This is a genomic window from Streptomyces mayteni (assembly GCF_054783955.1).
In genome coordinates this window covers 17,995-41,690 of sequence record NZ_BAAGPR010000071.1, presented here as the reverse complement: position 1 = coordinate 41,690, position 23,696 = coordinate 17,995, and the positions used below count along the sequence as shown (strand labels likewise).

Here is a 23,696-nt window from a genome sequence, read left to right as displayed (position 1 = left end):
GCCGGGTCGGCACGCCGGCCGCAGGCCCCACCGCGCGAAGCGCGGAAAAGGGTGGGTGGGTGGGTGGGGAACCCCGCGCGCAGCGGCGGGGCCCCACCGCCGGCAGGCGGGCCCGGGGCCGCCAGGCCCGGCCGCAACCGCGCGGAGCGCGGAGCGCGGAGCGCGGAGCGCGGAGCGCGGAGAAGGGCGGGAGGGTGGGCCAGAACCACCGGCGCGCACCCCGGCGTCACACCGCCGGCGGGCTGAGGCGCGCGAAGCCCTCCTGCCTCCGGTACGGAAAGTACGGGTACGCCGCCTCCCCCACGCTCGCCGCGTCGAGCCGCGCGACCTGCTCCCCGGTGAGCGACCACCCCACCGCCCCGAGGTTGTCCCGCAGTTGCTCCTCCGTCCGCGCGCCGACGATGACGGAGGAGACCGTCGGCCGGCGCAGCAGCCAGTTGATGGCGATCTGGGGGACGGTCCTGCCGGTCTCGGCGGCGATCTCGTCGAGCGCGTCGACCACCCGGTAGAGCAACTCGTCCGGCACCGGCGGCCCGTACGCCGCCGTGGCGTGCAACCGGCTGCCGGCCGGCAGGGGTTGGCCGCGGCGGATTCGGCCGGTGAGCCGGCCCCAGCCGAGCGGGCTCCAGACGAGCGCGCCGACGCCCTGGTCGGCGCCGAGCGGCATCAGTTCCCACTCGTAGTCGCGGCCGACGAGCGAGTAGTAGACCTGGTGCGCGACGTACCGCGGCCGGCCGTGCCGGTCGGCGGCGGCCAGCGACTTCATCAGCTGCCAGCCGGAGAAGTTGGAGACGCCGACGTACCGCAGCTTCCCGGCCCGCACCAGGTCGTCCAGGGTGGCGAGGACCTCCTCGACGGGCGTGGCGGCGTCGAAGGCGTGGAGTTGGAAGAGGTCGATGTGGTCGGTGCCGAGCCGGCGCAGCGCGCCGTCGACGGCGGCGACGAGCCGGGCGCGGGACGTGCCGGCGTCGCCCGGTCCTTCCCCGGTCGGCAGGCCGGTCTTGGTGGAGATCAGCGCCCGGTCGCGGCGCCCCGCGAGCGCGGCGCCGAGCACCTCTTCCGACGCGCCGTCGGAGTAGACGTCGGCCGTGTCGAAGAGCGTGACGCCCGCGTCCAGGCAGAGGTCGACGAGGCGGCGGGCCTCGGCGGCGTCGCTGGTGCCCCAGTTGCCGAAGAGCGGGCCGCGGCCGCCGAACGTGCCCGCGCCGAAGCTCAGCGCGGGGACGCTCAGCCCGGAGGCCCCGAGCCGTCGGTACTCCATATCGTCCACCTCCCGACCCCTAACGGGATCGTTGTTCCCTTAAGCTTGCGCCTCGGAGGCTACCAGAAGGAGAGCGCCTAATGGAACAGGAATCCCATTACGCCGGTCACGGCACGACCCGACCCGGCGGGCGCACCGCGCGGGTGCGGTCGGCGGTGCTCAGGGCGGCCGGCGACGCGCTCGCCGAGCTCGGGTTCGGCGGCCTCGACCTGGCCGACGTCGCGCGCCGCGCCGGCGTCGGCCGCACCACCGTCTACCGCCGCTGGGCCACGCCGACCGGGCTGGTCGCCGATCTGCTGACCGAGATGGCGGAGGAGTCCCTGCCGCGCGCCGACACCGGCTCGCTCCTCGGCGACCTGCGGGCCAACGCGCGTCTCGTCCAGCGCACCCTCACCGACCCGCGGCAGGGCGCCCTGTTCAGGGCCGTCATCGCCGCCGCGACCAGCGACGCCGCCACCGCCGAGGCGCTGCGCCGCTTCTACGCGACCCGGATCGCCGAGTGGGCGCCCTGCGTGGAACAGGCCGTCGAGCGCGGCGAGTTGGCGCCCGGCACCGACCCGCACGAGGTGATCCGCGCCGTCTCGGCGCCCCTCTACTACCGGCTGCTCGCCAGCGGCGACCCGCTCGACGAGGCCGCCGCCGACCGCGCCGCCGAGGCCGCGGCGGCCGCGGCGGCCGCCGGCGTCTACGGGGTGACGGCCTGATCCGCGACGCGCTCGACGCGCGGCTTGGCCAGCGCCGCGTAGTCCGCGCCCGAGATGACGAGCGAGCGGTCGAGCCGCGCCGCGTTGAAGTAGAGCTCGGGGCGCGCGACGACGTCCGGGTCGGCGACGAGTTCGAGGTCCGGGTCGAAGCTGAACGGCAGCACCGTGCCTGGCACGGCGCGCGCCAGCCGCTCGGCCGTCGCCGCGTCGCTGAACCCGACGTAGCGGGCCGCGAACAGCACCCGGACGGCGGCCAGGTCGACCCGCCGGTCCCCCGGCACGACGGCGAGCACGTTGCGGGTGGTGCGGCGGTCCACCTTCACCCGCAGCACGATGCACTTCGCGGCGTCCGCCGTCGGATGCCCGCGCAGCGCGCTCACCGCCTCGGTCGCGCCCTCCGGCTCGTGGTCGATGAGCCGGTAGGGCGTCGCCGTGGAGTCGAGCAGGTCGATCAGACGCCCGTAGGTGTCGTGTTCTCGTTCAGCCTCGGACATCTCGCATCCTTCGTCGGGATCTTCTCGGTCGTTCGGTGGGCGCGCTCGACCGCCTGCCCCCAGTAGGTGCCGGCTACCAGCAGCGCCGCGCCGACCGCCGCCGGCACGGTGAACCGCTCGTCGCCGAGGCCGATCCCGACCACGACGGCCCAGATCGGCTCGGTGCCGAGCAGCAGGCTGGCCCGGCTCGCCGACGTCCGCTGCACCGCCCACGTCTGCGCCAGGAAGGCGAACACGCTGCAGAACAGCGCCAGATACGCCAGCTGCGCCCAGGTCGTGGCGCTACTCGCCGCCAGCTCCCGGGCGTTGGCCGCCGCCGGCGCCAGGAACAGCGCCGTGCCCACCGCGGTCTGCACGGCGGTCAGTTGCAGGGGACGCACCGCGCGGTTCACGGTCAGCCGCCCGACGAGCGCCACATGCCCCGCCCGCACCACCGCGGCCGCCAGCATCAACAGGTCGCCGCCGCGCGGCTCCCGCCACCCGTCGCCGGACATCAGCAGCGCGACCGCCAGCACGCAGACCCCGGCGGCGACGAAGAACGCCGGCGGCAGCCGCCCGACCCCGCCCCCGCGGTCGAGCAGCGGCGTCAGCACGATCGTCAGGCTGATGATCAGGCCGGCGTTGGCGGCGCTGGTGTGCGCGACGCCGTACGTCTCCAACACCAGGATCGCCGCCTGGGTGACGCCGAGCAGCGCCCCGATCCGCAGTTCCTCGCCGTTCGGGCGGCCCGAGAAGACCAGCAGCGCCCCGCAGGCGAGCGCGGAGAGCGCGTACCGGGCGAACAGCACCAGCAGGACCGGCAGTACGACGGTGGCCGTCTTCGCCGCGAGGTAGCTTGAACCCCAGACGATCGCCACCAGCAACAGCACCACGTCGGTGCGGCGGGCATCGAGCACGGCACCACGCTGCCGTATCCCGGACGCTGTAGCCCAGCACCAACGTCTCAAACGACCCTGTAGTTTCCCTACACTGTCGACGCATGGACGCCCGTCAGCTGCGGATTCTCCGGGAGCTCGGCGAACTCGGCAGCGTCAGCGCCGTCGCCGAGGCCCTGCTCGTCACGCCCTCGGCGATCTCCCAGCAACTGCGGCTGCTGCAACGCTCGATCCCGGTGCCCCTCACCGAACGCGCGGGCCGGCGCGTCGTGTTGACCGAGGCGGGGCGGGCGCTCGCGGCGTCGGCGATCGAGGTGGAGACCGCCCTGGCCCGGGCCAGGCACTCGGTCGACGACTTCGTGGAGCGGCCGGACGGCACCGTGTCGGTCGCCGCCTTCCACAGCGCGGCCGCCGCGTTCTTCCCGCTCCTGCTGCGCGGCCTCGCCGGCCCCGGCCGGCCCCGACTCGCGCTCTCCGACGAGGACGTGGCCCGCAGCCAGTTCCCCCGCCTCACCCGCGACCACGACCTCGTGCTCGCCCACCGCCTCGACCCCGCCCCGCCCTGGCCGCGCACCGTCACGGCGACGACGCTGCTGCGCGAGCCGCTGGACGTCGCGCTCCCGGCCGACCACCCGCTCGCCGCCCGGGCGGCGCTCCACCCGCGGGACGTCGTCGACGAGCCGTGGATCACCGTCCACGACGGCTTCCCGCTGATGGCCACCATCGACGCGATCGCCGCCGCGGCCGGCCGCCGGCTCCATATCGCCCACCGGATCAACGAGTTCGCCGTCGTCGCCGAGGCGGTGGCCGCCGGCGGCGGCCTGGCGCTGATGCCGCGCTGGACCACCCGCCCGCACCCGGCCCTCGCCCTCCGCCCGCTCGCCGACGTCCACGCGCACCGCCACATCGATGCCCTGCACCGCCCGGAGCGGACGGCCCGCCGCGCCGTCCGCACGGTCCTCGCGGAGCTGCACCGCGCGGCAAAGAGCATCCGCGGCTAGCTGGCGACGTGACCTGGAGGAGTCGCGTCCTCGCCGAGTTCCACTCGGCGTGCCGTGAGGTCGGGGTGGCGAAGAAGCTCGTGCACCAGTCCGGCGGGCCCGCCGACGCAGATCCAGTCGTCGTCGAACAACCGCGACACCAGCCAGCCGCGGTCGGTCGGAAACAACAGGTCAGGCAGACTGCGACGTTGACGCCAGGTCAGCCGGCGCCAGCTGAACGCCTGCTCAGGACCCGCCTCGACCAGCACGTAGCGCCATTCGGCGTACAGGGTCACCTGGGAAGCCTCGGGGAAGACGATGTCGTCGGCGCCGTTGTCGAGGTATCCCAGCCACCAGGGCTGGTTCGGCGACTCACCGCGCAGGACCGACACCAGCGCCCGGTCCAGCGCCTCCCAGGCCACGTCGTCGTCCTCCGGCACGACGATCGTGGCGTACGCGTCGAAGACCGGCGGGATCGCGGAGGCGATGGTCAGGCCGACCGACGTGCCGTCCGCGATCCACGCGGTCTCCGAGTCGGTTCCGATGCGCCAGGCCCTGCCGTCCGAGGTGGTGACGTCCATCCGCCCACCATCGCCGGCTCCGCGCGGAAGCGCCAACGAATTCGCGTGCCGCACGGCTGCGGCGGCCGCCACGGCCGCTACGGCCGCAGCCCGTCGAAGACCACGCCGAGCAGGTGCTCGGCCCGCGCCTCGTCCGGGGTCCGCGCCCGCAGCCACGCCGCGGCGCTGACGAGCGCGAAGACGTCGTCCGCCGTCGCGTCGGCCCGGATCGCCCCGGCGGCGACCGCCCGTTCGGTGAGGGCCCGGCCGCCGGCGGACAACCGCTCGCAGGCGGCGTGGAGTTCGGAGCCGTGGTCGTCAAGGCTGCCGAGGAGTTCCCGCGCGAGCCCGTCGTAGACGGCGCCGTGTTCGGCGACGGCGCGCATCCAGCGGGCGAGCGCCTCGAAGGGCGGGACGGCGGTCGCGGTCCTGAGCTCGTCGCCGAGGGCGAACAGGCCCTCGTGCCGATCGCGCAGCAGCGCGCCCAACAGGGCGCGGCGGTTGGGGAAATGGGCGTAGAGCGTGCCGATGGCGACGCCGGCCCGGCGGGCGATCCGCTCCAACGAGGCCTCGGTGCCCTGCTCCCTGAAGACCTCCTCCGCCTCGGCGAGCAGGCGCTCGCGGTTGCGCCGCGCGTCCGCCCGCCGGCGGCGCGTTGGGTCCGACATAACGTGAGGCCCCCTCGGGTTGTCGTGCTAGGTTCGCCCCGCTGGAGTAATTCGAGGCCACCTCAGGTTACGCGGAGGAACGGATGATTCTCGTCACGGGCGCCACCGGCACGATCGGCCGCCACCTCGTCCGGATGCTGACGGCCGCGGGCGCGCCGTTCCGGGCACTGGTGCGGGACGAGGCCAAGGGCCGGGCGCTGGGCTGCGAGTTCGTCGTCGGCGACCTCGACGAACCGGCCGGCGTCGCGGCCGCCCTCGACGGGGTGGACCGGCTCCTGCTGAACAGCGGCGGCGCGCTCCCGGTGGCCGGGCCGCAACCGATGGTGCGGCAGCAGACCGCCGCGATCGACGCGGCCGGCGCCGCCGGGGTCTCGCACCTGGTGAAGGTGTCCGCCTGGCGGCCGGCGCCCGAGGCGAAGCTCTCGGTCCGCGCGCACTGGGAGATCGAGCGGCACCTGCGCTCCTCCGGCGTCCCGCACTCGCTGCTCCGGCCGACCGGCTACATGCAGAACTTCTTCACCGGCGAGGGCGGCTTCGCCGCCGCCGAAGCGGTCTCCGGCCCCTACGGTTCGGGCCGGGTGGCGTACATCGACGCGTACGACATCGCCGCGTGCGCCGCCGCGCTGCTCACCGGCCCCGGGAGCGGCGCGGGCCTGGCCTACGACCTCACCGGCCCCGAGGCGCTCACCCACGCCGAGATCGCCGCGAAGCTGGGCGTCCCCTTCCACGACCAGCCACCGGCGGAGGCCGCCGCCCGACTGCGCGAACAGGGCCTCCCCGGCTGGTTCGTCGACGACCTGCTATGGCTCTACGCCGACCTGGCCGCCGGCAACCTCTCCGAGGTGACGACGGCCGTCCACGACCTGACCGGGCGCCCGCCGCGCACCTTCGACGAGTTCCTGGCCGCGAGGCGCTGACCGCGCCACGAGAGCATCAGGTGTCTCCCGCCCGCTGGAGCACGTCAGTTGATCGTCATCGACGAGAACACGGTGCCGGCAACGAGGTGCTAGCAGTAGGGCTGGCAGCCGTGATGAGGTAGGAGAAGACGTGCCCAACCAGGCACCGCCCACCACCGATCCGATAGCCGGGTGGCCACCCGAGTCCGTGCCCGGCCTGCCCGCATCGCCCGTTCGTGACGCGACTCGGTGTGCAGGAAGAGGGCGACCGGTCGGAGGGCGGGCCGGCGTTCGGCTGGCGCGTTCCGGTCCCTTCGGGTCGGTGTGCGCGCTGGCGTTCCTGTGGAGGTAGTGGTCGCTCTCGGCGAAGCCCCTGGCCCGGTACCAGGCCAGGGTCCCCGTATCGTCCCTGTCTCCGTGCCGCGCTCGCGCGCTCCACGTATGCGCCCCCGAAAGGCGACGAGTGGGCACCCGGAAGGTGGTGGTGGCCTACCGGAGCAGAGGGCCTACCGAGGACGCGTCGCCGGCCCTCTGGCACGATCGGCGGATGCGTGAGCAATCGTCAACCGAAGCACGGAAGTCCAACGTCCGGCCGGACGATGGCGAGTTGGCCGCCGCCGAGACCGGTCGGCCCGGCGCGGCCCGGGAGTATGCCCAACTCCTCACCGAGAGGGGGCAGCTGGAGGAGGCGTTGCCCTGGTGGGAGAAGGCGGCGGTTGCGGAGGGGGATGCCAAGGCCGCTCGCACGCTGGCCATCGTCCACAAGGACAGATGGGAGTTCGAGGAGGCCGAGCGGTGGTACCGCACGGCCGCCGACCGGGACGGGGGGTGCGCCTTCGGGCTTGCCACCCTGTTGAAGGAGGCGGGGGATGAGGCCGGGGCCCGGGAGTGGTACGCGCGGGGCGCCGAGTTGGGCAGCGTGGAGTGCCTCACCAACGGGGCCGTGAGGCTCGCCGCGCAGGGTGCGTGGGACGAGGCGCTGACGCGGCTCGGCGAGGCGTGCGAGCGAGGGGATCGGAAGGCCTTCCAGGCCCGTCACATCGTCGAGCGCATCCAGGACGACCTGGCACGATGGCGGGAGGCACTCGCGGAAGCCGAGCGAGCGGGCGATCCCGAGGCCGCCTACGACGCGTTGAGCGACCTGCGCGACCCCGAGTTCAAGGGCATGTTCGACGCCTATCCCGGCACGGTCCGAGAGGCGGAGGAGCTGTACGCCCGGGCCGCCGCGCTGGGCAGTGCGAAGGCGCTCGTGGAGCAGGCCATCCTCGTGGAGCGGGACGCGAGCCGATGGCCCGAGGCGCGGGCCCTCGCCGAGCGCGCCCACGAACTGGGGTACTCCGGCGCCGCGTTCGCGCTGGGGGCCTGGTGGGAGGAGCGCGGCGAACCGCAGGAGGCCGAGCGGTGGTTCCGGACCGCGGACGAGAACGGCGGCCACGACCTCGCCCGCCTCCGGCTCGGCGTGCTGTGCACGCGTCAGCGCCGGCTCGACGAGGCGGAGGAGTGGCTGCGCGGTACCGGGGTGGACGAGGAGAACTACGACCCGCTCGACACCGTCCAGGAGCTGATCGTCGACGCCCTCGAGGATGTCGCTGAGCTTCGGGACAAGCCCGAGAGCCCGGCGAACGCCGAACGCCGTGCCCGTCTGCCCGAGCTGCGCGCCGCCGCCGAGGCGGACGGCGCTGGCCCCGACGAGATGTTCGCCTACGCCGACGCGCTCGGCCGGCTGTGCCGGCTGCCGGAGGCCGCCGAGTGGTATCGCCGGGCCGGCACCCCGCGCGCCCTCCGGGACCTCGGCCGCATGCTGCGCCAACTCAGCGGCGCCAAGGGCACGCACGTGCTCCCGCTCTACGAGCCCGCCGTGGCGGAGGGGGACGCCGAAGCGGCGTACGACATCGCCGAGATCCACTCCGCCGCGGGGGACAAACGGTCGGCCGGCCTCTGGTACCACCGGGCGGCGCTGCTGGGGCACGGCCGGGCCGCGTGGCATGTGGGCTGGATCTCCGAGGAACGCGGCGGCGACCCGCGGTTCGCGGAGCGCTGGTACGTGCGGGCGGCGGAGTCCGGCCTGGCCCAACCCGCCTACCTCGCGGGAATGAGCATGGTCAGGTACGGGCGCCACGCCGAGGCCGAGCGGTGGCTGCTGATGGCCTGGGAGGACGGCATCGTCGACGCGTCGTACTACCTGGGACGCGCGCTGCGTGGCCTTCGGCGCGAGGAGGAGGCCCTGACGTGGCTGCAGCGCGCCGCCGAGCGGTACCCGGAGTTCGAGCGGGAACGGTACAGCTTCAGCAAGCTCGACCCGCGGCCCGAACTGGCCGAGCTGCTCGTTGAGTTGGAGCGGGACGAGGAGGCGACCGACATCGTGGCGAAGATCCTGGAGGAATATCCGGGCCACCTGCGCGGCAACCGCTACGCCGGCGTCCTCGCCCGCCGCAGGGGCGATCTGGAGACGGCCGAAAAGCACTTCGAGAAAATCGCCGACCGGGACCAGGACGGAAGCGCCGGGATGACGCTGAGGGAGATCAGGGCGCTGCTGGCACAGGTTTCGCACCCGCACTGAGGGGCTGAGGGGCTGAGGCCGTCACCGAGGCGCGTCGCCCGAGGGCGCGTAGAACTCGGTGGTGGCCTCGGTGGCCGCGGCCACCTGCTCCGGGTCGGCGCCGGTGGCGGCGTGGCCGGCGCCCCACGCCTCGCTGCTCAGCGTGTTGAACCGCTGGCCCTGCGGGCTGGCCTCCCACGCCGTCGGTCGAGGTCGGCGCCCCACGGGTGCTCGGCGAGGCCGAGCAGCCCGCCGTCCCAGCCGACGCCGCTGGCGCCTGGGCCGTAGCGCTCCCAGAACTCGGGGTCGACGACGGCGGCGTGTTCGCGCTCCAGGATCCGGCGGCGGACGGGGTCCCCGAGGACGTCGAAGGCGTGCACCGGGCGGGCGGCCAGGACGGCCGCCCTTGCCTGACGTGGTCACGGCGCGGGCCGCCGAGACGTCGACGTGCCGCGGCTCCGCCCCTACCACTCGTCCTCGTCGTCCCCGTACAGGTCCTCCAGCCTCTCGACGCACTCCTCCGCGACCTCGGCGGCCAACCGGGGGCACGTCCACGCCTCCGCGCTTGGGCCCTCCTCGGCCGCCGGGTGGTCGTCGGGGGCGTAGAAGTGCGCGAGGGCCTTGCGGAGGACCTCGCCGCCCAGTGCCGGGTGGGCATCGGCGTGGGCGCACGCCTCGGGACGGGGGGCGGCAGCGACCGCGCGCATGACCGTGAGGATGCCCTCGGCGACGGCGAGGGGCGGGCTCGGGTACGAGATCTTCATGGTCTGTCGGGCGGTGAGCAGCAGCACCGTCCGCTCCCTGTCGTCGAGTTGCCGCCCCTGCTCGTACCGGCGGGCGGCCCACAGCCCCAACTCGTCGGCGTACGCCTCGTTCCAGTGAGCCCGCTCGAGCCGCTCCGTGATCTTCCCGATCTCCAACCGCCCGTCCGCGCACAGGTACTCGGCGTCGAGGTGGGAGGTGTCGCGAGGGCCGAAGAGGGAGTCACGTCCGGCGCGGAGCTCGGTCAGCGTCTCCCGCGCGACGTCCGCCATGAAGGCCGGGCACACGATCTGGTCAAGGGGGAGGCCGTCCCCGTAGTAGTCGCGTTCCCGTTCGTACACGGCCCGGCCGGCGGGACTGCTGAGGACGATGCCGACCTCCATGGCCGACGTGCTGAGGTCGCTCAGGGGCGGGTGCTCGTCGTGCTCGCAGGTCGCCCCGGCGAAGTCCGGCAGCACCTTCTCCACCCCCCTGATCAGCGAGTCGAGCACGGACTTCCGCCGGATCACGCCGGAGAAGGCGTGCCAGCTGACGGCCCGGACGACCTGGAGGCGCCCGGGACGGTCCTCGGGCTCCGCGAGGTAGAGGTTCGTGCCCTGTGCGGAGATCTCGCTCTCGACGTCCGTCCACGGCTTGGGGTACAGCTCGAGCAGCGCCTCCAGCGTTTGGATGTCCTCGCGGTCCTCGAGCGACAACCGGGCCGGGACATCGGGAATCTGCCCCGGATACACGATGTCCAGGGCGATCCGCGCGTACCCGGCGACGTTGCGCGGGCAGCGCCACGCCTCGCGCGGGTGCTTCTCGCCCCACTCCTCCCACTCGGCGCTCTCGTCGACGAGCCGCGGAAGCAGGTCGAGAAGTTCCTCGTCGGCGGCCGCGCCGTCATGGGTCTGGTACGGGTGGGCGTCGTGGCCGCAGGGCCGGTCGCGCAGTGCGGCGTCGACGCCCTGGAGCGCCTCCGCGGTCCGCTGTTTGACCTTCACGCCGGGCCGGGTCAGATAGGGGGCCATCGTCGCCAGTGCGAGCGCCCACACGTAGGCGGTCTCGGCGCCGGGGTCGGCGGTGAGGCGGGTGACACAGTCGAGGACGGACTGGTCGTACTCGCCGTCGCGGGCCATGTCGTACTCGGCCTGGATCTCGTGCCAGGACTGGACGAGGTCCTCAACGGGTATGCCGTCGATCTCCATCACGATCCTTCCGACGACTGCCGTGCGGGGGAAGTCGCACGTCGGTAGCACGGAGGATGCCATGTCGGAATACCTGACCTCGGCTGGCCACTCGATGGAGTGGCACGTCTCGTCGCTCTCCCCCGACTCCCCGGTGTCGCTCCACGACGCCGGGGAGTCGGGAATGGCGCGTACTCGACGTGCTCCGCCGGGGACCGCACGATCAATGAGTCAGCGGCGGCCAGGCGTTGGTGAGGAGTTGGCGGAAGTGGGCCGAGAACCACTCGCCCTCCGCCGGCGCGCCCGGGAGGGCGCCGGAGGGTTGGCGGCCCGGCCAGGCGTCGGGATCGCACATCCGCTCCACGGGGTTGGTGCTCGGCCCCGCGTAGCCGTCGGACTCGCCGGGCGGCTTGGCCCAGACATAGGCGTCGACGCCGGGCGCGGGGGCGGCCGTCGGGCGTTCTCCCAGGCCGGCGCCTGCCTGGTTGCACCAGTTGTCGGGCCGACTCCGGCGGTCGAGCCGGCCGCCGTCCACGAACGCGTCGACGGAGGTGCGCGGCCCGGGCCCGGCGGGCCTGGCCGGCCCGCCCCAGCCGTTGCGTGAGGTGTCGACCAACAGGCCGATGTCGGCGGGGAGTCCGCGTCGCACCAGCAGGTCGCGGAACGTCGCCGCGTACGACTCGACGTCGACGAAGTCCCGCCAGTCCACCCAGCGGCTCTGCCGTACCGGCGCGCCGTTGATCGTGTCGGTGACGGCGAAGTACGGCTCGCGCAGGACGGCGTAGTCGGCGGTGTTGGCGATGAGGCCGCGCACGTCGTCGGGGGTCGAGCCGGCGGCGGTGGCCGCGGCGTACAGCAGCTCGACGGCCGGCGCCGCGTCGTACGACCAGCCGAGCCAGCCCGGGTGGGCGATGTCCAGGTAGCTGTAGGTGCCCGGGAGTTCGCCGAGCCGGGCGAGCGCGTAGCCGATGCCGTTCACGTAACCGCCGTTGGCCCGCATCGTGTCGCACTCCGGCGTCGCCACCGGGCTGCTGCCGGTGTACGTGGCGAGGGCCGCGATGGCGTGCGGCTCGACGACGGTGACGACGCGGAGTCCGGCGTAGGCCGGCTCCGCCAGGACGTCGACGATCGGGTCGACGAACTCGCTCCGGTAGCGGTCGAGTTCCCCGTACCCGAACTCGCCGTCGGCGCCCATCAGATGGCAGTCGCGGCCCGGCAGGTCGTGGAGGACGAGTTGGACGACGTCGGCGCCCTGCGCGAGCGCCGCGTCGAGGTGGTCGGGCAGCCCGCCGACGTCCGCGACCTCGTCCAACCACACGGCGGTCGGCTCCCCCGCGACCGCCGCCCCGCCCGGCTCCTCGGCGGCCAGCCGCGACCAGGCGGGATTCACGTACACGTCCGCGCCCAGGTACGGGTTGTCCACGCGCGGCTCGGCCTGCGCCGGCGTTCCGACCAACGTCACCGTCAACGCGGCGGCGACCAGCGACCAGCGGCGGTGACCGCCAGCGGAATTCGTCATGTTCGGCAGCTCTCGGCTCGACGCGGTCAGGCATGGAGCGCTCCCGACCATCGAAGCTAGCGCATCGCCTCCCGTACGCCCAGCGGAGTCGCACGACGCGCATTGTCAGGCACCGCCTGACGTTGTAAGGTCACGCCTGACGCCGTCAGGAAGTTCCTGACGGAGGAGGGAGTGATCGGATGCCGCCTGCCACGAAGGAGTCCGTGATCGCGGCGTGCTCGTTCTGCCAGAAGCGGAACACCGAGGTGGGCACGCTCTTGGCCGGACCTGGCGTGTTCATCTGCGACGAGTGTGTGGCCCTCTGCTCGACGGTGATCGAGGGGAAGCCCGTGGGGGACGGACCGCAACTCGCGCCGTGGGACCAGGTGACGAGCGCCGAGGTGGTGCTGTCGAGTCTGCCGCTGATCGCGGCGGCGGGGGCGCAGGTGGAGCGGAATCTCGCCCAGTGGGTGCTCAAGGCGCGTGCGCTGGGCGTGACCTGGGCGCGCATCGGCGAGACGCTGGGGATGACCCGGCAGTCCGCGTGGGAGCGATTCTCCGGCGAGGAGTGACGCGTGTGGTGACCGGGCCCGGAACGGTTCGGCCGTCGCCGAACCGTTCCGGTCCTACGGTCGGGGCCATGAGCTCCCCTTCGCAGGACCTCGAGGTCCATCTCCCCGACCGGCCGGGCGCGTTGGCCGACCTCGGCCAGGCGCTCGGCCGCGCCGGAGTCAGCCTGGAGGGCGGCGGCGTGTTCACGCACGACGGCCGGGCCGTCGCCCACTACCTCGTCGACGACGGCCCACGCGCACTCCGTGCCGCCACGGAGGCGGGCCTCGACCAGGCGACCGTCCGGGACGTCGTGACGACCCGACTCGAACAGGACACTCCCGGGCAACTCGGCGCGCTGGCACGACTGCTGGGCGACGCCGGGGTGAACGTCCTCGTCCAGTACAGCGATCACGCCGGCGGCCTCGTCCTGCTCGTCGCCGACGAGCAGGTGGCCGCGTGCCGGGAGGTCGTCGACCAGTGGAAGTCCCTCAGCCGGCCAGCCGGTCCAGTCGACCGCGCTTGACCGCGCGCAACAGCGCCGCGAGGGCCGCCGGAGCAGCGACGGCTATGACGTCCGGCTCGTCACTCTCCCTGAGGAGGACGACGCTTTCGCGGCCGCGCGCCGCTTGAAGGCAGTTGTTGTCCGCGCCTTCCGGGGAGTAGGAGGACTTCTGCCAGCAGATTTCCGACACGCTCACGGTTCAGCTCTCCTTCATGACGCTCAGGATGAAGTCTCGCGTCCCGTCGGGCGTCAGGGAGACGCCCTCGGTCGGTGGGAGTCCCTCAGCCGGCCAGCCGGTCCAGTTGACCGCGCTTGACCGCGCGCAACAGCGCCGCGAGGGCCGCCGGAGCAGCGACGGCTATGACGTCCGGCTCGTCACTCTCCCTGAGGAGGACGGGCATGTCGCCGGCGCGAGCCACCTCAAGGCAGGCGTTGCCGCCGCCGTCGGTGGAGTAGGAAGACCTCTGCCACTGGATGCCCGACATCCTCACCGCCATCAGGTCTGTTCCGACATATCTCGCAAGAAATCGCGCGACTTCGCGACATCGAGCGAGCACTCTTCGATCCTATCCAGCGTCTTTCGATACTTTCCCAGTGCTGCGGGAGCATCAACCAGCACGGTGTCGATCGGCGAATCGAACTGGACGGTGTCCAGCTGCGGCACGGGCCCGGCGGCGAGGCTCATGGAGGCGCCGGCGCTCGGGAATCCACCGGCGGCGAACGGGATCACCCGCACCGTGACGTTGGGCCGCTCCGAGGCGTCGAGAACGTGCCTGAGCTGAGCGCGCATGACGGTCGCCCCGCCGAAGTCGAGGCGGAGCGCCGTCTCGTGGATGAGAAACGTGGCCGCCGGCGGATCGTCCTCGCGGTCCAGCACATCGCGGCGCCGCATGCGGAACGAGAGGATCCGGCGCAACTCGACGGGGCTCGGCTCGGGCACCGCCACCGAGAACACGGCCTTCGCGTACTCCTCGGTCTGGAGCAGCCCCGGGAAGTGCGTGACCTGAACGGCGCGGATGCCGCGGGCATGGTGCTCCAGCTCCGCCAGCTCCAGGGCGGCGGCCGGCATCCTCCCCCGTTGCTCCTCCCACCAGCCCTTCACCCGCTCCTCCGCCATGGCGGCCAGCGCGTCGACGTAGGCCCGGTCCCCGCACTGGTACACACTCGCGAGTGATCTGACGCGCCCCGCGGTGACGCCGAGCCGGCCAGCCTCCATGTTGCTGATGCGGGTTCGTTCCAAGCCGAGCAGTCTCGCCGCCTGGATGACGTTGCAGCCGGCGGCCTCGCGCATGCGGCGCAGTTCGGCACCGAGTCGGCGCAGTCTGACTGTCGGCGTGGCCCTCACGGTCATCGACAACTCCTTCTCCTGGTCCGCACCAGTCGCAGGCAACTGACGAACACATCCTCAGGTTCCACTACACAGGTTGCCCGCCGATAGCTTACGCTTCCACTCAGTGACGGAACGACTCGCGTCCGTAAGCACCGGGAGGGCACCGTGAACCCCACCTCCGACATCCAACCCGCCGTCCGCTCCTACCTGTTGACCGCGCCGAACGCGGCGGACACGCCGCAGCTGGCGCGGGACCACGTCGCGTACCTGCTGCTCAGGGCGGAGCTCAACCCGTTCGCCGAGACGGCGCGGTTGCTCGTGAGCGAGGTGGTCAGCAACGTGTACGTCCACACGGCCGTCCCGTCTCTCAGCGTGCGGACGATCCTCCGGCCCGGACGGGCCATGGTGGCGGTGCGGGACTGCGCGACGCACGGGATCCAGGACATCCGGCCCACCGTGACGCCGCCGGAGGCGGTCGGCGGGCAGAGGCTGCGGCTGGTCGAGTCGCTGGCGGCGGCCTGGGGGATCACCGTGCACGGCGGCCTCAAGCCCAGCGGCAAGACCGTGTGGTTCGAGCTCCGTTGACGCCCACCGCGAGCAACGCCGCGTGCGGCAGCGTCAGCACACCGTCGCGGTCGGCGAACTCCGCGCTCAGCGCGGTGAAGTGGGCCTTGATCTCCGCGACGGCCGCCGGCGGCTGGGCGGTCACGATCTGCCCGATCGTCGCCACCCCGGCCGCCGGGCCGCTCCACCACTCCTCCGCCGTGGCGCGGTGTGCCCAGGCGACGGTCTCGCAGGTCACCTCCGCCAGTCCGGCGGCGACGAACAGGTCGGCCAGGCCGCGCTCCGTGCGCGGGAAGTCGTCCTCGGGGGCGAGGGGGACCAGATGCGCGGGCCGGCTGGCGCCGGCGGCCTCGACGGCTCGGCCGAGCAACGTCTGGCCGGCGGCCGGCGGGGCCCGCCAGATCGTGGCCGCGATTCGCCCGCCCACGCGCGTGACGCGGCGCAGCTCGGCCAACGCGGTCCTCGGTCGACCGACGTGGTTGAGCACGAAGTTGCCGACCACCGCGTCGAACTCCCCATCCGCGAACGGCAGATGCGGCAGGGCGGCGAGCCGCACGTCCGCGTCGGGCGCCGCCCGGGCCGCGAACGCCACCATGTCGGGCTCGGCGTCCACCGCCGTCACCCGCGCGCCCCGCGCGACCGCCGCCAGCGCGACGGCGCCGGTACCGGTGCCCACGTCCAGCAGGCGCGTGCCGGCCGCCAGGCCGACCGCGTCGAGCAACGGCCGCACCGGATACGCGCAGAGCCGGGCGAAACTCCCCGCGTAGGCGGCCGCCCGCCCGACCCAGGCCCGCCGCTCCGACTCGTCGAACATCGCCCCAAGCTAGCCCACGGTCGTCCGCAGCTGGCCCTCGCGGTGGACGTACACGAGGGAGTTCACCGAGGCGGTGGCCTCGTCGCCGTCGACGTCCTCACCCAGCGGCCGCGGCCGAGACGGCGAACATGTAGCACCCGTAGGCGACGTTGCGGCTGTGGATCCGCGCCACGCCAGGCGTGGCCAGCAGCTCGGCGATCGTCCGCTCCGGGTCCTGCCCGTCGTGCACGGTGGTGGCCTCGTGGATCCAACCGCGGGCGTCGTAGGCGCGCAGCACCTGCGCCCGGCCGTGCCAGTCGGCGGGGTAGCGGGTGACGTCCTCGGGCCCGGCGCAGGGTTCGGCGTGTGCGAACACCGCGCCCACCTCGCGGTAGGGGCTGACGGCGGGCAGCGGCGGCGCGTAGCCGAAGAGCAGCAGGTCCTCGCCGGGCGCCGCGTCCCGCAGGCAACAGCGGGCGGGTTCGCCGCCCTGCGCGGTGATCCGCTCCGCCGGCACGCCGAAGGCGTCGGTCCCCCGCTCGCGCACGCCGGCCAACGCCTCGGCGGGCAGCGCGTGGATCCGGAAGGCAGGCGTCGTCGATGTCGTCGATGTCGTCGTCATGCGCCCAGACTGCCGCCCCGCCGCCGATCCGGCCGGCGGGGATCGGACATCACGTCACAGCGCCGCCGAGAACCGACGGCACACGTGCACCCGGGCGAACCGCTCCCGCATCGCCCGCTCGTGAAGCAGGTCGGCGTGCAGGAAGAGGGCGACCGGTCGGAGGTCGGGGTGGCGCTCGGCGACGGCGCGGTCGGGTTCGGCCGGGTCCGTGTAGTGGTTCGCGAAGACGTGGAGGTAGTGGTCGCTCTCGGCGAAGCCCATCGCCCGGTACCACCCGAGGGTCCCCGGGTCGTCCCTCGTCCAGGCGTCGAGCGTCGCCGCCCCGAGCGCCCGCAACCGGGCGCGGGCCTCGGCGAGGAGCGCGGCGCCGATGCCTCGGCCCTGGTGGTCGGGGTGGACGGCGACGTTGTCGATCGTCGCCGCGTCGCCCTCGACGATGACGTCCAGGAGGCCGACCACGGCCCCCGCCTCGCCGACGGCGACCAGTTCGAGGCCGGGCTCGGGGATGGCCGGCTTCGCCCGCAGGACGTTGTCGAAGTAGGCGGTGCCGAGGAAGGACAGCACCCGGCAGCGCAGCCAGGACGTCTCGTCGGCGGGCGCGTAGTCGCGGACGGCATGCCCCATGGCGCCCATTCTCCCCCCGGACTCCGCCGGCGTTCAACTGTCAGTGGCAGCCGATACGGTGCGTATCAGTCGGTCGTCAGGTCAGGAGGGGGCATGTTCGAGGAGCGGCTTGCGGAGTTCTCCAGGGAGCGCCTGGGTGGCCGGCCGATACCGGACGATCTGCGCGTGCTGCTGGTGGCGGAGTGGGAGGGCCGGGACGAGTTCGCCGACGTCCTGGGGATCACCTTTCTGGCGCCCGGCGAGCCGCACCCGCACCTCGACACCAGCTATCTCAGCGAGAAGGAGCGCGCGAGCCCGGAGTCCCAGGCCATCAGCGCCGGTCTTGCGGAGGTGGCGGAGCACCTGAAGATCGTCGCGGAGGGCGGCAAGGGCTGGATCGGGTACTGGCTGCATCCCGATGAGCCGGCCGACCAGCCCTGGTCGGTGATCGAGTTGGACACCGAGTGCTCGTACTGGAGCATGGCGGGCAGCAGCCTGGCCGAGGCGTGCGCGGCCGACATGGCCCGCTACCAGGAGGAGCCGGAGGTGGAGATCGCGTTCGCCCAGCTCTCGGCCCGGCTCGCCGAGCTCGGGCTGCCGTTGAGCGGTGCGGGCTACCACGAGCTGCACGACCCGGGTCACGTGGTGGATCCTGAGGAGCTCACCGACCAACTCATCGAGGCGGAGCGGGTGAAGCGCGGCATAGCCTGAGCACACCGGGACGACCGAGGACAACCGAGGTCACTCGGGCCCGTCGTCCGCCGGGGCGTAGAACTCCGTGGTGGCCCTGGTGGCGGCCGCCACCTGCTCCGGGTCGGCGCCGGTGGCGGCGTGGGCGGCGCCCCACGCCTCGCTGCTCAGCGTGTTGAACAGCTTGGCCTCCGGCGCGTGTTGCCACGTCGACTCGTCGAAGTCGTGGCCGCGCAGGTGCTCGTGCAGGCCGAACAGTCCGCCGTCCCAGCCGACGCCGGTGGCGCCGGGGCCGTAGCGGTTCCAGAACTCGGGGTCGACGACGGCGGCGTGCTCCAGCTCCAGGATCGTCTCGCCGCCCGCCCCCGGCGTCAGTCGCACCTGGACCTCGCTGATGTCCTTCTCGGTGGTGTTCTCGCCGTAGACCCAGGTCACCCGAAGCAGCCGGGGCGGCTCGCAGTGCAGGATCTCGCCGCGGGCGTTGCCCTCCAACTGGTAGGCGCCGCCGAGCCGGAAGTCGCCGGTGACGGGCAGGAACCAGCGGCGCAGCCGCCCCGGGTCGGTGCAGGCTTCCCAGACGTCCTCGATGGCGGCGTCGTAGCCGCGGCGCAGCAGGACGGTGGCGCCCTCGCCTGCGGGGATCCGCTTCATGCCCAACTCGCGGTGGACGGCGTTGATCCGGTCGACGATGTCGTTCTCGTTCATGATCCCTCGTTCCTGTTCTTCCCGCGTTCGCGTCTGCCTCGGGCGAGCTCGGTGGCCAGGGCGTCGAGCCGCTGGTTCCAGAACCCGCGGAAGTGGTCGAGCCAGGCATCCACCTCCCGCAGGGGCGTGGCGTCGACCGCGTACAGGCGCCGGGTGCCCTCGGCGCGGACGGTGGTGAAGCCGTGTTCGCGCAGCACGCGCAGGTGCTGCGAGACGGCGGGTTGGGAGATGGCGAACTCCTCCCGTATGACGTGGCTGACCGCGCCGGACGTCTGCTCGCCGCCCTCGGCGAGCAGCTCCAGGATCCGGCGTCTGACGGGGTCCCCGAGGACGTCGAAGGCGTGCACGGGGGCAACTGTTGCAGCCGCGACTTATATAAGTCAAGGCTTATGAATAAGCAGTATTGGACCGAACGATGCAAAACCTGTTACGGTCCCCGCATGGCCCGACCGAGGATGTTCGACGAGGAGCGGGCCCTGGACGCGGCGATGCGGGTGTTCTGGGAGAAGGGGTACGAGGCCACCTCCACCCAGGACCTGTGCGAGGCGACGGGGCTCGGGCGCAGCAGCGTCTACAACACCTTCCACAGCAAGCACCACCTGTTCCGCCGCGCGCTCGCGCACTACCTCGACGGGATGACGGAGACCCAACTGGCGACGCTCGACGACGTCGAAAGCCCGGGCGCCGAGCGGGTGCGGGCACTGCTCGACGCGATCGTCGCGAGCGAGGACGGGCCGGGCAGCCTCGGCTGCCTCGGGGTGAACACCACGGTGGAGTTCGCCGGGCGGGACGCGGATGTGGCCGAGCTACTGGAGCGGGACGCCACGCGCCGACTCACCGCACTGCGGGACGCGCTGGCCGCCGGGCGCCGGGACGGCAGCGTGACGTCCGCGCGGGCGCCGGACGAGCTGGCCAGGTTCGTCAACGCGGCGATCGCCGGGATCCGGGTCTCCAGCCAGGGCGGCGCCGACCAGGCCGCGTTGACGGCGATCGCCGACCTCACCATGGACGCGCTGACACGCTGACGCGCCGACACGCTTCGACCGGCCGATCCGGACCTTCGCACGACCACATTTTGAACTGATCGTTACATAACGGAGGGAGCGAGGCAGTGCCTCGTGCCGTATACGTCCTTTCACTGGGCATCTTCGCCATGGTGACCAGCGAGTTCGCCGTCGCCGGGCTGATGCCGCAGCTGGCGGACGGGCTGGACGCGACCGTGCCGCAGGTCGGCTATCTGATCACCGCGTTCGCCGTGGCCATGGCCGTCGGCGGCCCCGTCCTGACGGTGGCGCTGCTGCGGCTCACGCCGAAGAACGCGCTGCTGTTGCTGTTCGCCGCCTTCCTGGCCGGCAACGTGCTGGCGGCGACCGCCACCGGCTACGCCACGATGCTGGTGGCGCGGCTCGTCACGGGCGTCGCGGCGCAGGCGTTTCTTCGGGGTGGCGATCTCGCTCTGCGTGCGGCTGGCCCGCGCCGAGATACGCGGCAGGGCGATCGCGGTGCTGATGAACGGCCTGATGCTCGGCACCCTGCTCGGGCTGCCACTCGCCACGCTGGTCGGCGAACGGTTCGGCTGGCGGGCCGCGTTCTGGGCGATCTCGGCGATCGCCGTGCTGGCCGCCGCGGCCACCGCCGTCGGGGTGCCGGCGCTGGCGCGCGCGGAGGAGGAGGGCGGCTTCCGGCAGGAGCTCGGCGTGTTCCGGCGGCCGCGGCTCTGGCTGGCGTTGTCCACCAGCACGCTGATCATCGGCGCGACCTTCGCCGCGTTCAGCTACCTCAACCCGATCCTCACCGAGCTCAGCGGCTTCGCCACCGGAACCGTGCCGCTGCTGCTGATCGCCTACGGCGCCGCGACCGTCGTCGGGAACACCGTGGTCGGCCGGCTCGCCGACCGGCACACGGTCCCGGTGCTGACCGTCGGCCTGCTGATGAACCTGCTCTTCCTCCTCGGCTTCGCCCTGCTGGCCGAACTGCCCGTGGCCGCCGTCGCGTTCCTGCTCGGCGTTGGCCTGGTCGGCGTGACCATGAACCCGGCGATGGTGACCAGGGTGCAGCGCGCCGGCAACGCCCGGCCGCTGGTCAACACCGTCCACTCCTCCTTCATCACGCTCGGCGTGATCCTCGGCTCCTCGCTCGGCGCGCTCGTCATCGACGCCTGGGGCCTGCCGGCCACGCTCTGGCTCGGCGCCGCCATGGCGGCCCTCGGGCTGCTCACCCTGCTCCCCGAGCACCTGACCGCCGAACGCTCGGCGTAATATGCGCTAGGCAATAGAGACCATTACTGTAGCTTCGGAGGGGACCATGGCCGTGGACGTGCCGACACCCGGTCTTGTCCTGGCCTGGACGGCGGGTTGGGCGGTGTCGCGGGGGACGCCGGCGCCCGTCGAGCAGCCGTGGGGCGTGCGGATCGACGTCGGGCAGCCGCAGCACGTGGCCCGCCACGTGCTGCCGGCGGCGGACGAGGCGAGCGTGCGGGGCGTGGTCGCGGCGGTCACCGTGCCCGCCACGCACCTCAAGGCGTTCGTCGCCCCGGCCGCCGTGGCCGGCTGGCTCTCCCCCGACTGGACGGAGGGCGACCACGGCCACCTGATGGCCGGCGCGCTCCACGCCTCCGCGCCCCGCGTCCCCGACGGCTACCGCCTCACCCTGGAGACGGCCCACGGGGTCACCCGGGCGCGGGTGTTCGCCGCCGACGGTTCGCTGGCGGCGCGCGGGCAGGTGGCGCCGGTCGGCGAGGCCGCGGTGGTCGACCAGGTCGAGACCTACCCGGAGCATCAGCGCCGCGGACTCGGCTCGGTGGTGATGCGGACGCTCGCCACCGAGGCCGTCGAGCGGGGCGCGACCACCGGGGTCCTCGGCGCCACCCACGAGGGGCGGGCGCTCTACGAGACCCTGGGCTGGGCGGTGGCCGCGCCGCTCACCGCGTTCGTCTACCGGGCGGTCAACGTGCCGTCGTCGGGCGCGGCCTCGGCGGCCGAGCCGGGCTCGGGGTCGGTGTCGAGCGAGTCGAGCAGCGCGTCCCGCTCCGGCGTCCGCTCGGGGCGCAGCATGCCGACCCCGAGGTAGAGGACGAGCGACGTCAGCAGCGGCAGCCCGACGACGGCGGCCTGGGTGGCGTCGTCGACGATGTAGCGGACGACGTACCAGACGGCGAGCCCGCCGGCCCACGAGGTGATCGCGGCGGTCGGCCCGATGCGGCGGAACCAGGGCAACAGGCCGAGCATCAGCGGGATCGAGATCGGCCCCATGGTCGCGGCGACCAGCTCGACCACGGTGTCGAGCACGAAGCCCTCGCCTCCTGTGGTGATGGCGATGGTCATGCTGAGGGCGACGAACAGCACGGTGGTGACGCGGGCGAACGTCAGCTGCGCGGCCTCGGAGAGCCGGCGGACGCGCGGCGCCAGCACCGGGGCGATGTCACGGGTGATGACGGCCGTGATCACGTTGGAGTCGGAGGCCACCATGGCCATGGTGTGCGAGAAGAACCCGGCCAGCATCAGGCCGATCAGGCCGGCCGGCAGCAACTCCTGGGCGAGAGCGACGTAGGACTCCTCGCCGTTGCTGAGCCCCGGGACGATCAGCGGCGCCGCGATCATCGGCAGGAACAGGATCAGCGGCCAGACCAGCCACAGCGCGCTGGAGAGCAGCGCGGCGCGGCGGGCGTCGGAGCCGGAGGGCGCGGCCATGTAGCGCTGCGCCAGGTTCCACATGCCGCCGTTGTACTCGAAGGTCTTCACCAGCAGGAACGCGAGGATGAGCCAGGTGGTGACGGTGCCGTTGACCGGGTCGCCGTGGCCGTCGGGCAGGTCGCCCCACATGGCGAAGGGGAAGTCCACGCCGAGTTCGATCATCACTGCGATCAGCATGGCCACGCCGGCCACGGCCTGGATGACGAACTGCCCCATGTCGGTGAGGACGTCGGCCCACAGGCCCCCGACGGTCATGTAGGCCATGGTGGCGACGCCGGTGAAGATGATGCCGACCTCCATCGGGATGTCGGCGAAACCGCGCAACAGGACGGATATCGCGACCCACTTGGCGGCGATGTCCACGACCTTGAGGGCGGCCCCGCTGTACGCCAGCACCTGCTGGGTCGGCAGGTTGTAGCGGCGGGTCAGGTACTCGAGCGGGGACTTGACGTCATGCTTGGCCCGCAGCCGGTTCCAACGGGCGGCGAAGAGGAACGCCCCGACCCCGACGCCGAGTCCGATGGTCAGCGGCCACCAGAAGTAGACGGTGATGCCGCTGTTGTACGCGACGGCCGCGAACGCGACGAACATCACCGCGCTGTAGCCGGACATGTGGTGCGACACCCCCGACAGCCACCAGGGGATCTGTCCTCTGGCCGTGAAGAAGTCGGCCACGCTGTGGATGCGGTTCTTCGACCACCAGCCGATGGCTACCACGACGAGGAAGTAGCCAGCGACCACGATCCAGTCCAACGCTGACATCGCGGCTCCAGGGGGGGAGGAGTTGAGAGGAGGGTCTCGCACGCGCACGGCCAGTCGTTCACATACCGGAATGCCGGACATTGTCATGAACAGACCTCGCCACCATAGGAGGGGCCCCCTGCACCGTCAATAGACCGGACCAGCCCGGCCCTGGCCGGGCCGGCTTGGGCGACTGGCACGGCCCGCGCGAAGCGAACGACGGCCCGGGGCCAGGCCTGCGGCCGGCAGGCCCAAGCCGCACCGGCCCAGGCCGGCCGCGCGGCGCAGCGCGGCCAGGCACGGCGGCGGTCCCGGCAGGCAGGGCGGGGGACGCCCCGCTCCTGGCCTGCGGTGCGGGGCAGTCGACGGCCCGCGCGCCACGCGGTTTTCCACAGGACGAGCCATCGGCCGAAGGCCGGTCGGCGGGACGACGACACCGCCTCCAGCGACCACACCGGAGGGCCGGCGGCGCCGCGGGGCACGCGCGCCCGCCCGGCCA

Annotated in this window: 25 protein-coding genes and 3 pseudogenes; 11 read left to right on the top strand and 17 right to left on the bottom strand. The window is 73.0% G+C overall.

Annotation, left to right across the window (positions count from 1 at the left end; translation table 11 throughout):
* Positions 1-226 precede the first annotated feature (226 nt).
* Positions 227-1,261, bottom strand: coding sequence for an aldo/keto reductase (locus tag ACYVPE_RS26670; RefSeq protein WP_461036264.1), 1,035 nt, complete (start codon positions 1,259-1,261; stop codon positions 227-229).
* An 80-nt stretch (positions 1,262-1,341) separates the two neighbouring features.
* On the opposite strand from ACYVPE_RS26670, the gene ACYVPE_RS26665 reads away from it, so the two are divergent.
* Positions 1,342-1,965, top strand: coding sequence for a TetR/AcrR family transcriptional regulator (locus ACYVPE_RS26665; protein WP_461036263.1), 624 nt, complete (start codon positions 1,342-1,344; stop codon positions 1,963-1,965).
* Here the strand turns inward: ACYVPE_RS26665 and ACYVPE_RS26660 are convergent.
* Both ACYVPE_RS26660 and ACYVPE_RS26655 read right to left on the bottom strand, forming a co-directional pair.
* Complete coding sequence (locus tag ACYVPE_RS26660; RefSeq protein ID WP_461036262.1) at positions 1,947-2,459, bottom strand: YbaK/EbsC family protein; 513 nt, start codon at positions 2,457-2,459, stop codon at positions 1,947-1,949. The two genes, ACYVPE_RS26665 and ACYVPE_RS26660, sit on opposite strands and share 19 nt — an antisense overlap.
* A complete protein-coding gene (locus ACYVPE_RS26655) occupies positions 2,417-3,355 on the bottom strand; it encodes a DMT family transporter (protein WP_461036261.1) in 939 nt (312 codons plus the stop codon). Before ACYVPE_RS26655 ends, ACYVPE_RS26660 begins: the two co-directional genes overlap by 43 nt.
* An 83-nt stretch (positions 3,356-3,438) precedes the next feature.
* Between ACYVPE_RS26655 and ACYVPE_RS26650 the strand changes: the two genes are divergently transcribed.
* The gene (locus tag ACYVPE_RS26650; protein ID WP_461036260.1) at positions 3,439-4,335 is read left to right on the top strand and encodes a LysR family transcriptional regulator; all 897 of its coding nucleotides are present in this window, start codon (positions 3,439-3,441) and stop codon (positions 4,333-4,335) included.
* Here ACYVPE_RS26650 and ACYVPE_RS26645 read toward each other — a convergent pair.
* Positions 4,332-4,895, bottom strand: a complete 564-nt coding sequence (locus ACYVPE_RS26645) for a hypothetical protein (protein ID WP_461036259.1) — start codon at positions 4,893-4,895, stop codon at positions 4,332-4,334. The two genes, ACYVPE_RS26650 and ACYVPE_RS26645, sit on opposite strands and share 4 nt — an antisense overlap.
* 77 nt (positions 4,896-4,972) lie before the next feature.
* Complete coding sequence (locus tag ACYVPE_RS26640) at positions 4,973-5,542, bottom strand: TetR/AcrR family transcriptional regulator (protein ID WP_461036258.1); 570 nt, start codon at positions 5,540-5,542, stop codon at positions 4,973-4,975.
* An 83-nt stretch (positions 5,543-5,625) separates the two neighbouring features.
* Between ACYVPE_RS26640 and ACYVPE_RS26635 the strand changes: the two genes are divergently transcribed.
* Positions 5,626-6,459, top strand: a complete 834-nt coding sequence (locus ACYVPE_RS26635; protein ID WP_461036257.1) for an NmrA family NAD(P)-binding protein — start codon at positions 5,626-5,628, stop codon at positions 6,457-6,459.
* 526 nt (positions 6,460-6,985) lie between these two features.
* The gene (locus ACYVPE_RS26630; RefSeq protein WP_461036256.1) at positions 6,986-8,998 is read left to right on the top strand and encodes a tetratricopeptide repeat protein; all 2,013 of its coding nucleotides are present in this window, start codon (positions 6,986-6,988) and stop codon (positions 8,996-8,998) included.
* Positions 8,999-9,135: 137 nt separating this feature from the next.
* Here ACYVPE_RS26630 and ACYVPE_RS26625 read toward each other — a convergent pair whose 3' ends face one another.
* The 3 genes from ACYVPE_RS26625 to ACYVPE_RS26615 form a co-directional block, all read right to left on the bottom strand.
* Positions 9,136-9,357, bottom strand: coding sequence for a hypothetical protein (locus tag ACYVPE_RS26625; protein ID WP_461036255.1), 222 nt, complete (start codon positions 9,355-9,357; stop codon positions 9,136-9,138).
* Positions 9,358-9,441: 84 nt separating this feature from the next.
* Positions 9,442-10,989: a hypothetical protein gene (locus ACYVPE_RS26620; protein ID WP_461036254.1), complete on the bottom strand. Its 1,548-nt coding sequence runs from the start codon at positions 10,987-10,989 to the stop codon at positions 9,442-9,444.
* Positions 10,990-11,128: 139 nt separating this feature from the next.
* Entirely contained in the window at positions 11,129-12,424 is a 1,296-nt protein-coding gene (locus ACYVPE_RS26615) for a glycoside hydrolase family 6 protein (protein ID WP_461036253.1), read from the bottom strand.
* A 179-nt stretch (positions 12,425-12,603) separates the two neighbouring features.
* On the opposite strand from ACYVPE_RS26615, the pseudogene ACYVPE_RS26610 reads away from it, so the two are divergent.
* Together ACYVPE_RS26610 and ACYVPE_RS26605 are read left to right on the top strand one after the other, a co-directional pair.
* Positions 12,604-12,744: pseudogene (locus tag ACYVPE_RS26610) on the top strand (ClpX C4-type zinc finger protein); the annotation flags it as partial.
* Between the two features lie 299 nt (positions 12,745-13,043).
* Positions 13,044-13,478: an ACT domain-containing protein gene (locus ACYVPE_RS26605; protein WP_461036252.1), complete on the top strand. Its 435-nt coding sequence runs from the start codon at positions 13,044-13,046 to the stop codon at positions 13,476-13,478.
* Here the strand turns inward: ACYVPE_RS26605 and ACYVPE_RS26600 are convergent.
* The 3 genes from ACYVPE_RS26600 to ACYVPE_RS26590 all read right to left on the bottom strand — a co-directional run bounded on the left by ACYVPE_RS26600 (position 13,444) and on the right by ACYVPE_RS26590 (position 14,808).
* Positions 13,444-13,653, bottom strand: a complete 210-nt coding sequence (locus tag ACYVPE_RS26600; protein ID WP_461036251.1) for a DUF397 domain-containing protein — start codon at positions 13,651-13,653, stop codon at positions 13,444-13,446. The two genes, ACYVPE_RS26605 and ACYVPE_RS26600, sit on opposite strands and share 35 nt — an antisense overlap.
* A gap of 85 nt (positions 13,654-13,738) precedes the next feature.
* Positions 13,739-13,954 carry a DUF397 domain-containing protein gene (locus tag ACYVPE_RS26595; protein WP_461036250.1) on the bottom strand — a complete coding sequence of 72 codons (216 nt, stop codon included), beginning with the start codon at positions 13,952-13,954 and terminating at the stop codon, positions 13,739-13,741.
* Positions 13,954-14,808: a helix-turn-helix domain-containing protein gene (locus ACYVPE_RS26590; RefSeq protein ID WP_461036249.1), complete on the bottom strand. Its 855-nt coding sequence runs from the start codon at positions 14,806-14,808 to the stop codon at positions 13,954-13,956. Before ACYVPE_RS26590 ends, ACYVPE_RS26595 begins: the two co-directional genes overlap by 1 nt.
* Before the next feature lie 144 nt (positions 14,809-14,952).
* On the opposite strand from ACYVPE_RS26590, the gene ACYVPE_RS26585 reads away from it, so the two are divergent.
* Positions 14,953-15,372 (top strand): ATP-binding protein, encoded by a 420-nt coding sequence (locus tag ACYVPE_RS26585; protein WP_461036248.1) that lies wholly within the window; start codon positions 14,953-14,955, stop codon positions 15,370-15,372.
* Here ACYVPE_RS26585 and ACYVPE_RS26580 read toward each other — a convergent pair.
* From ACYVPE_RS26580 to ACYVPE_RS26570, 3 genes are all read right to left on the bottom strand, one after another.
* Positions 15,332-16,165, bottom strand: coding sequence for a class I SAM-dependent methyltransferase (locus ACYVPE_RS26580; RefSeq protein WP_461036247.1), 834 nt, complete (start codon positions 16,163-16,165; stop codon positions 15,332-15,334). The genes ACYVPE_RS26585 and ACYVPE_RS26580 overlap by 41 nt on opposite strands.
* Before the next feature lie 97 nt (positions 16,166-16,262).
* Positions 16,263-16,766, bottom strand: coding sequence for a DUF1203 domain-containing protein (locus tag ACYVPE_RS26575; protein ID WP_461036246.1), 504 nt, complete (start codon positions 16,764-16,766; stop codon positions 16,263-16,265).
* Positions 16,767-16,820: 54 nt separating this feature from the next.
* The gene (locus tag ACYVPE_RS26570; RefSeq protein WP_461036245.1) at positions 16,821-17,390 is read right to left on the bottom strand and encodes a GNAT family N-acetyltransferase; all 570 of its coding nucleotides are present in this window, start codon (positions 17,388-17,390) and stop codon (positions 16,821-16,823) included.
* 93 nt (positions 17,391-17,483) lie between these two features.
* On the opposite strand from ACYVPE_RS26570, the gene ACYVPE_RS26565 reads away from it, so the two are divergent.
* The gene (locus ACYVPE_RS26565) at positions 17,484-18,080 is read left to right on the top strand and encodes a hypothetical protein (RefSeq protein ID WP_461036244.1); all 597 of its coding nucleotides are present in this window, start codon (positions 17,484-17,486) and stop codon (positions 18,078-18,080) included.
* A gap of 30 nt (positions 18,081-18,110) precedes the next feature.
* Here ACYVPE_RS26565 and ACYVPE_RS26560 read toward each other — a convergent pair whose 3' ends face one another.
* Complete coding sequence (locus ACYVPE_RS26560; RefSeq protein ID WP_461036243.1) at positions 18,111-18,764, bottom strand: SRPBCC family protein; 654 nt, start codon at positions 18,762-18,764, stop codon at positions 18,111-18,113.
* Positions 18,761-19,111 (bottom strand): ArsR/SmtB family transcription factor, encoded by a 351-nt coding sequence (locus tag ACYVPE_RS26555; protein WP_461036242.1) that lies wholly within the window; start codon positions 19,109-19,111, stop codon positions 18,761-18,763. Before ACYVPE_RS26555 ends, ACYVPE_RS26560 begins: the two co-directional genes overlap by 4 nt.
* Before the next feature lie 93 nt (positions 19,112-19,204).
* Here ACYVPE_RS26555 and ACYVPE_RS26550 point away from each other — a divergent pair, with 93 nt between their 5' ends.
* The 3 genes and pseudogenes from ACYVPE_RS26550 to ACYVPE_RS26540 form a co-directional block, all read left to right on the top strand.
* Positions 19,205-19,789: a TetR/AcrR family transcriptional regulator gene (locus ACYVPE_RS26550; RefSeq protein WP_461036241.1), complete on the top strand. Its 585-nt coding sequence runs from the start codon at positions 19,205-19,207 to the stop codon at positions 19,787-19,789.
* A gap of 86 nt (positions 19,790-19,875) precedes the next feature.
* Positions 19,876-21,022, top strand: a pseudogene (locus ACYVPE_RS26545) (MFS transporter).
* Between the two features lie 46 nt (positions 21,023-21,068).
* Positions 21,069-21,662 (top strand): annotated as a pseudogene (locus ACYVPE_RS26540) (GNAT family N-acetyltransferase); the annotation flags it as partial.
* A 35-nt stretch (positions 21,663-21,697) separates the two neighbouring features.
* Here ACYVPE_RS26540 and ACYVPE_RS26535 read toward each other — a convergent pair.
* Positions 21,698-23,218 (bottom strand): sodium:solute symporter family protein, encoded by a 1,521-nt coding sequence (locus ACYVPE_RS26535; RefSeq protein WP_461036240.1) that lies wholly within the window; start codon positions 23,216-23,218, stop codon positions 21,698-21,700.
* Positions 23,219-23,696: the final 478 nt, after the last annotated feature.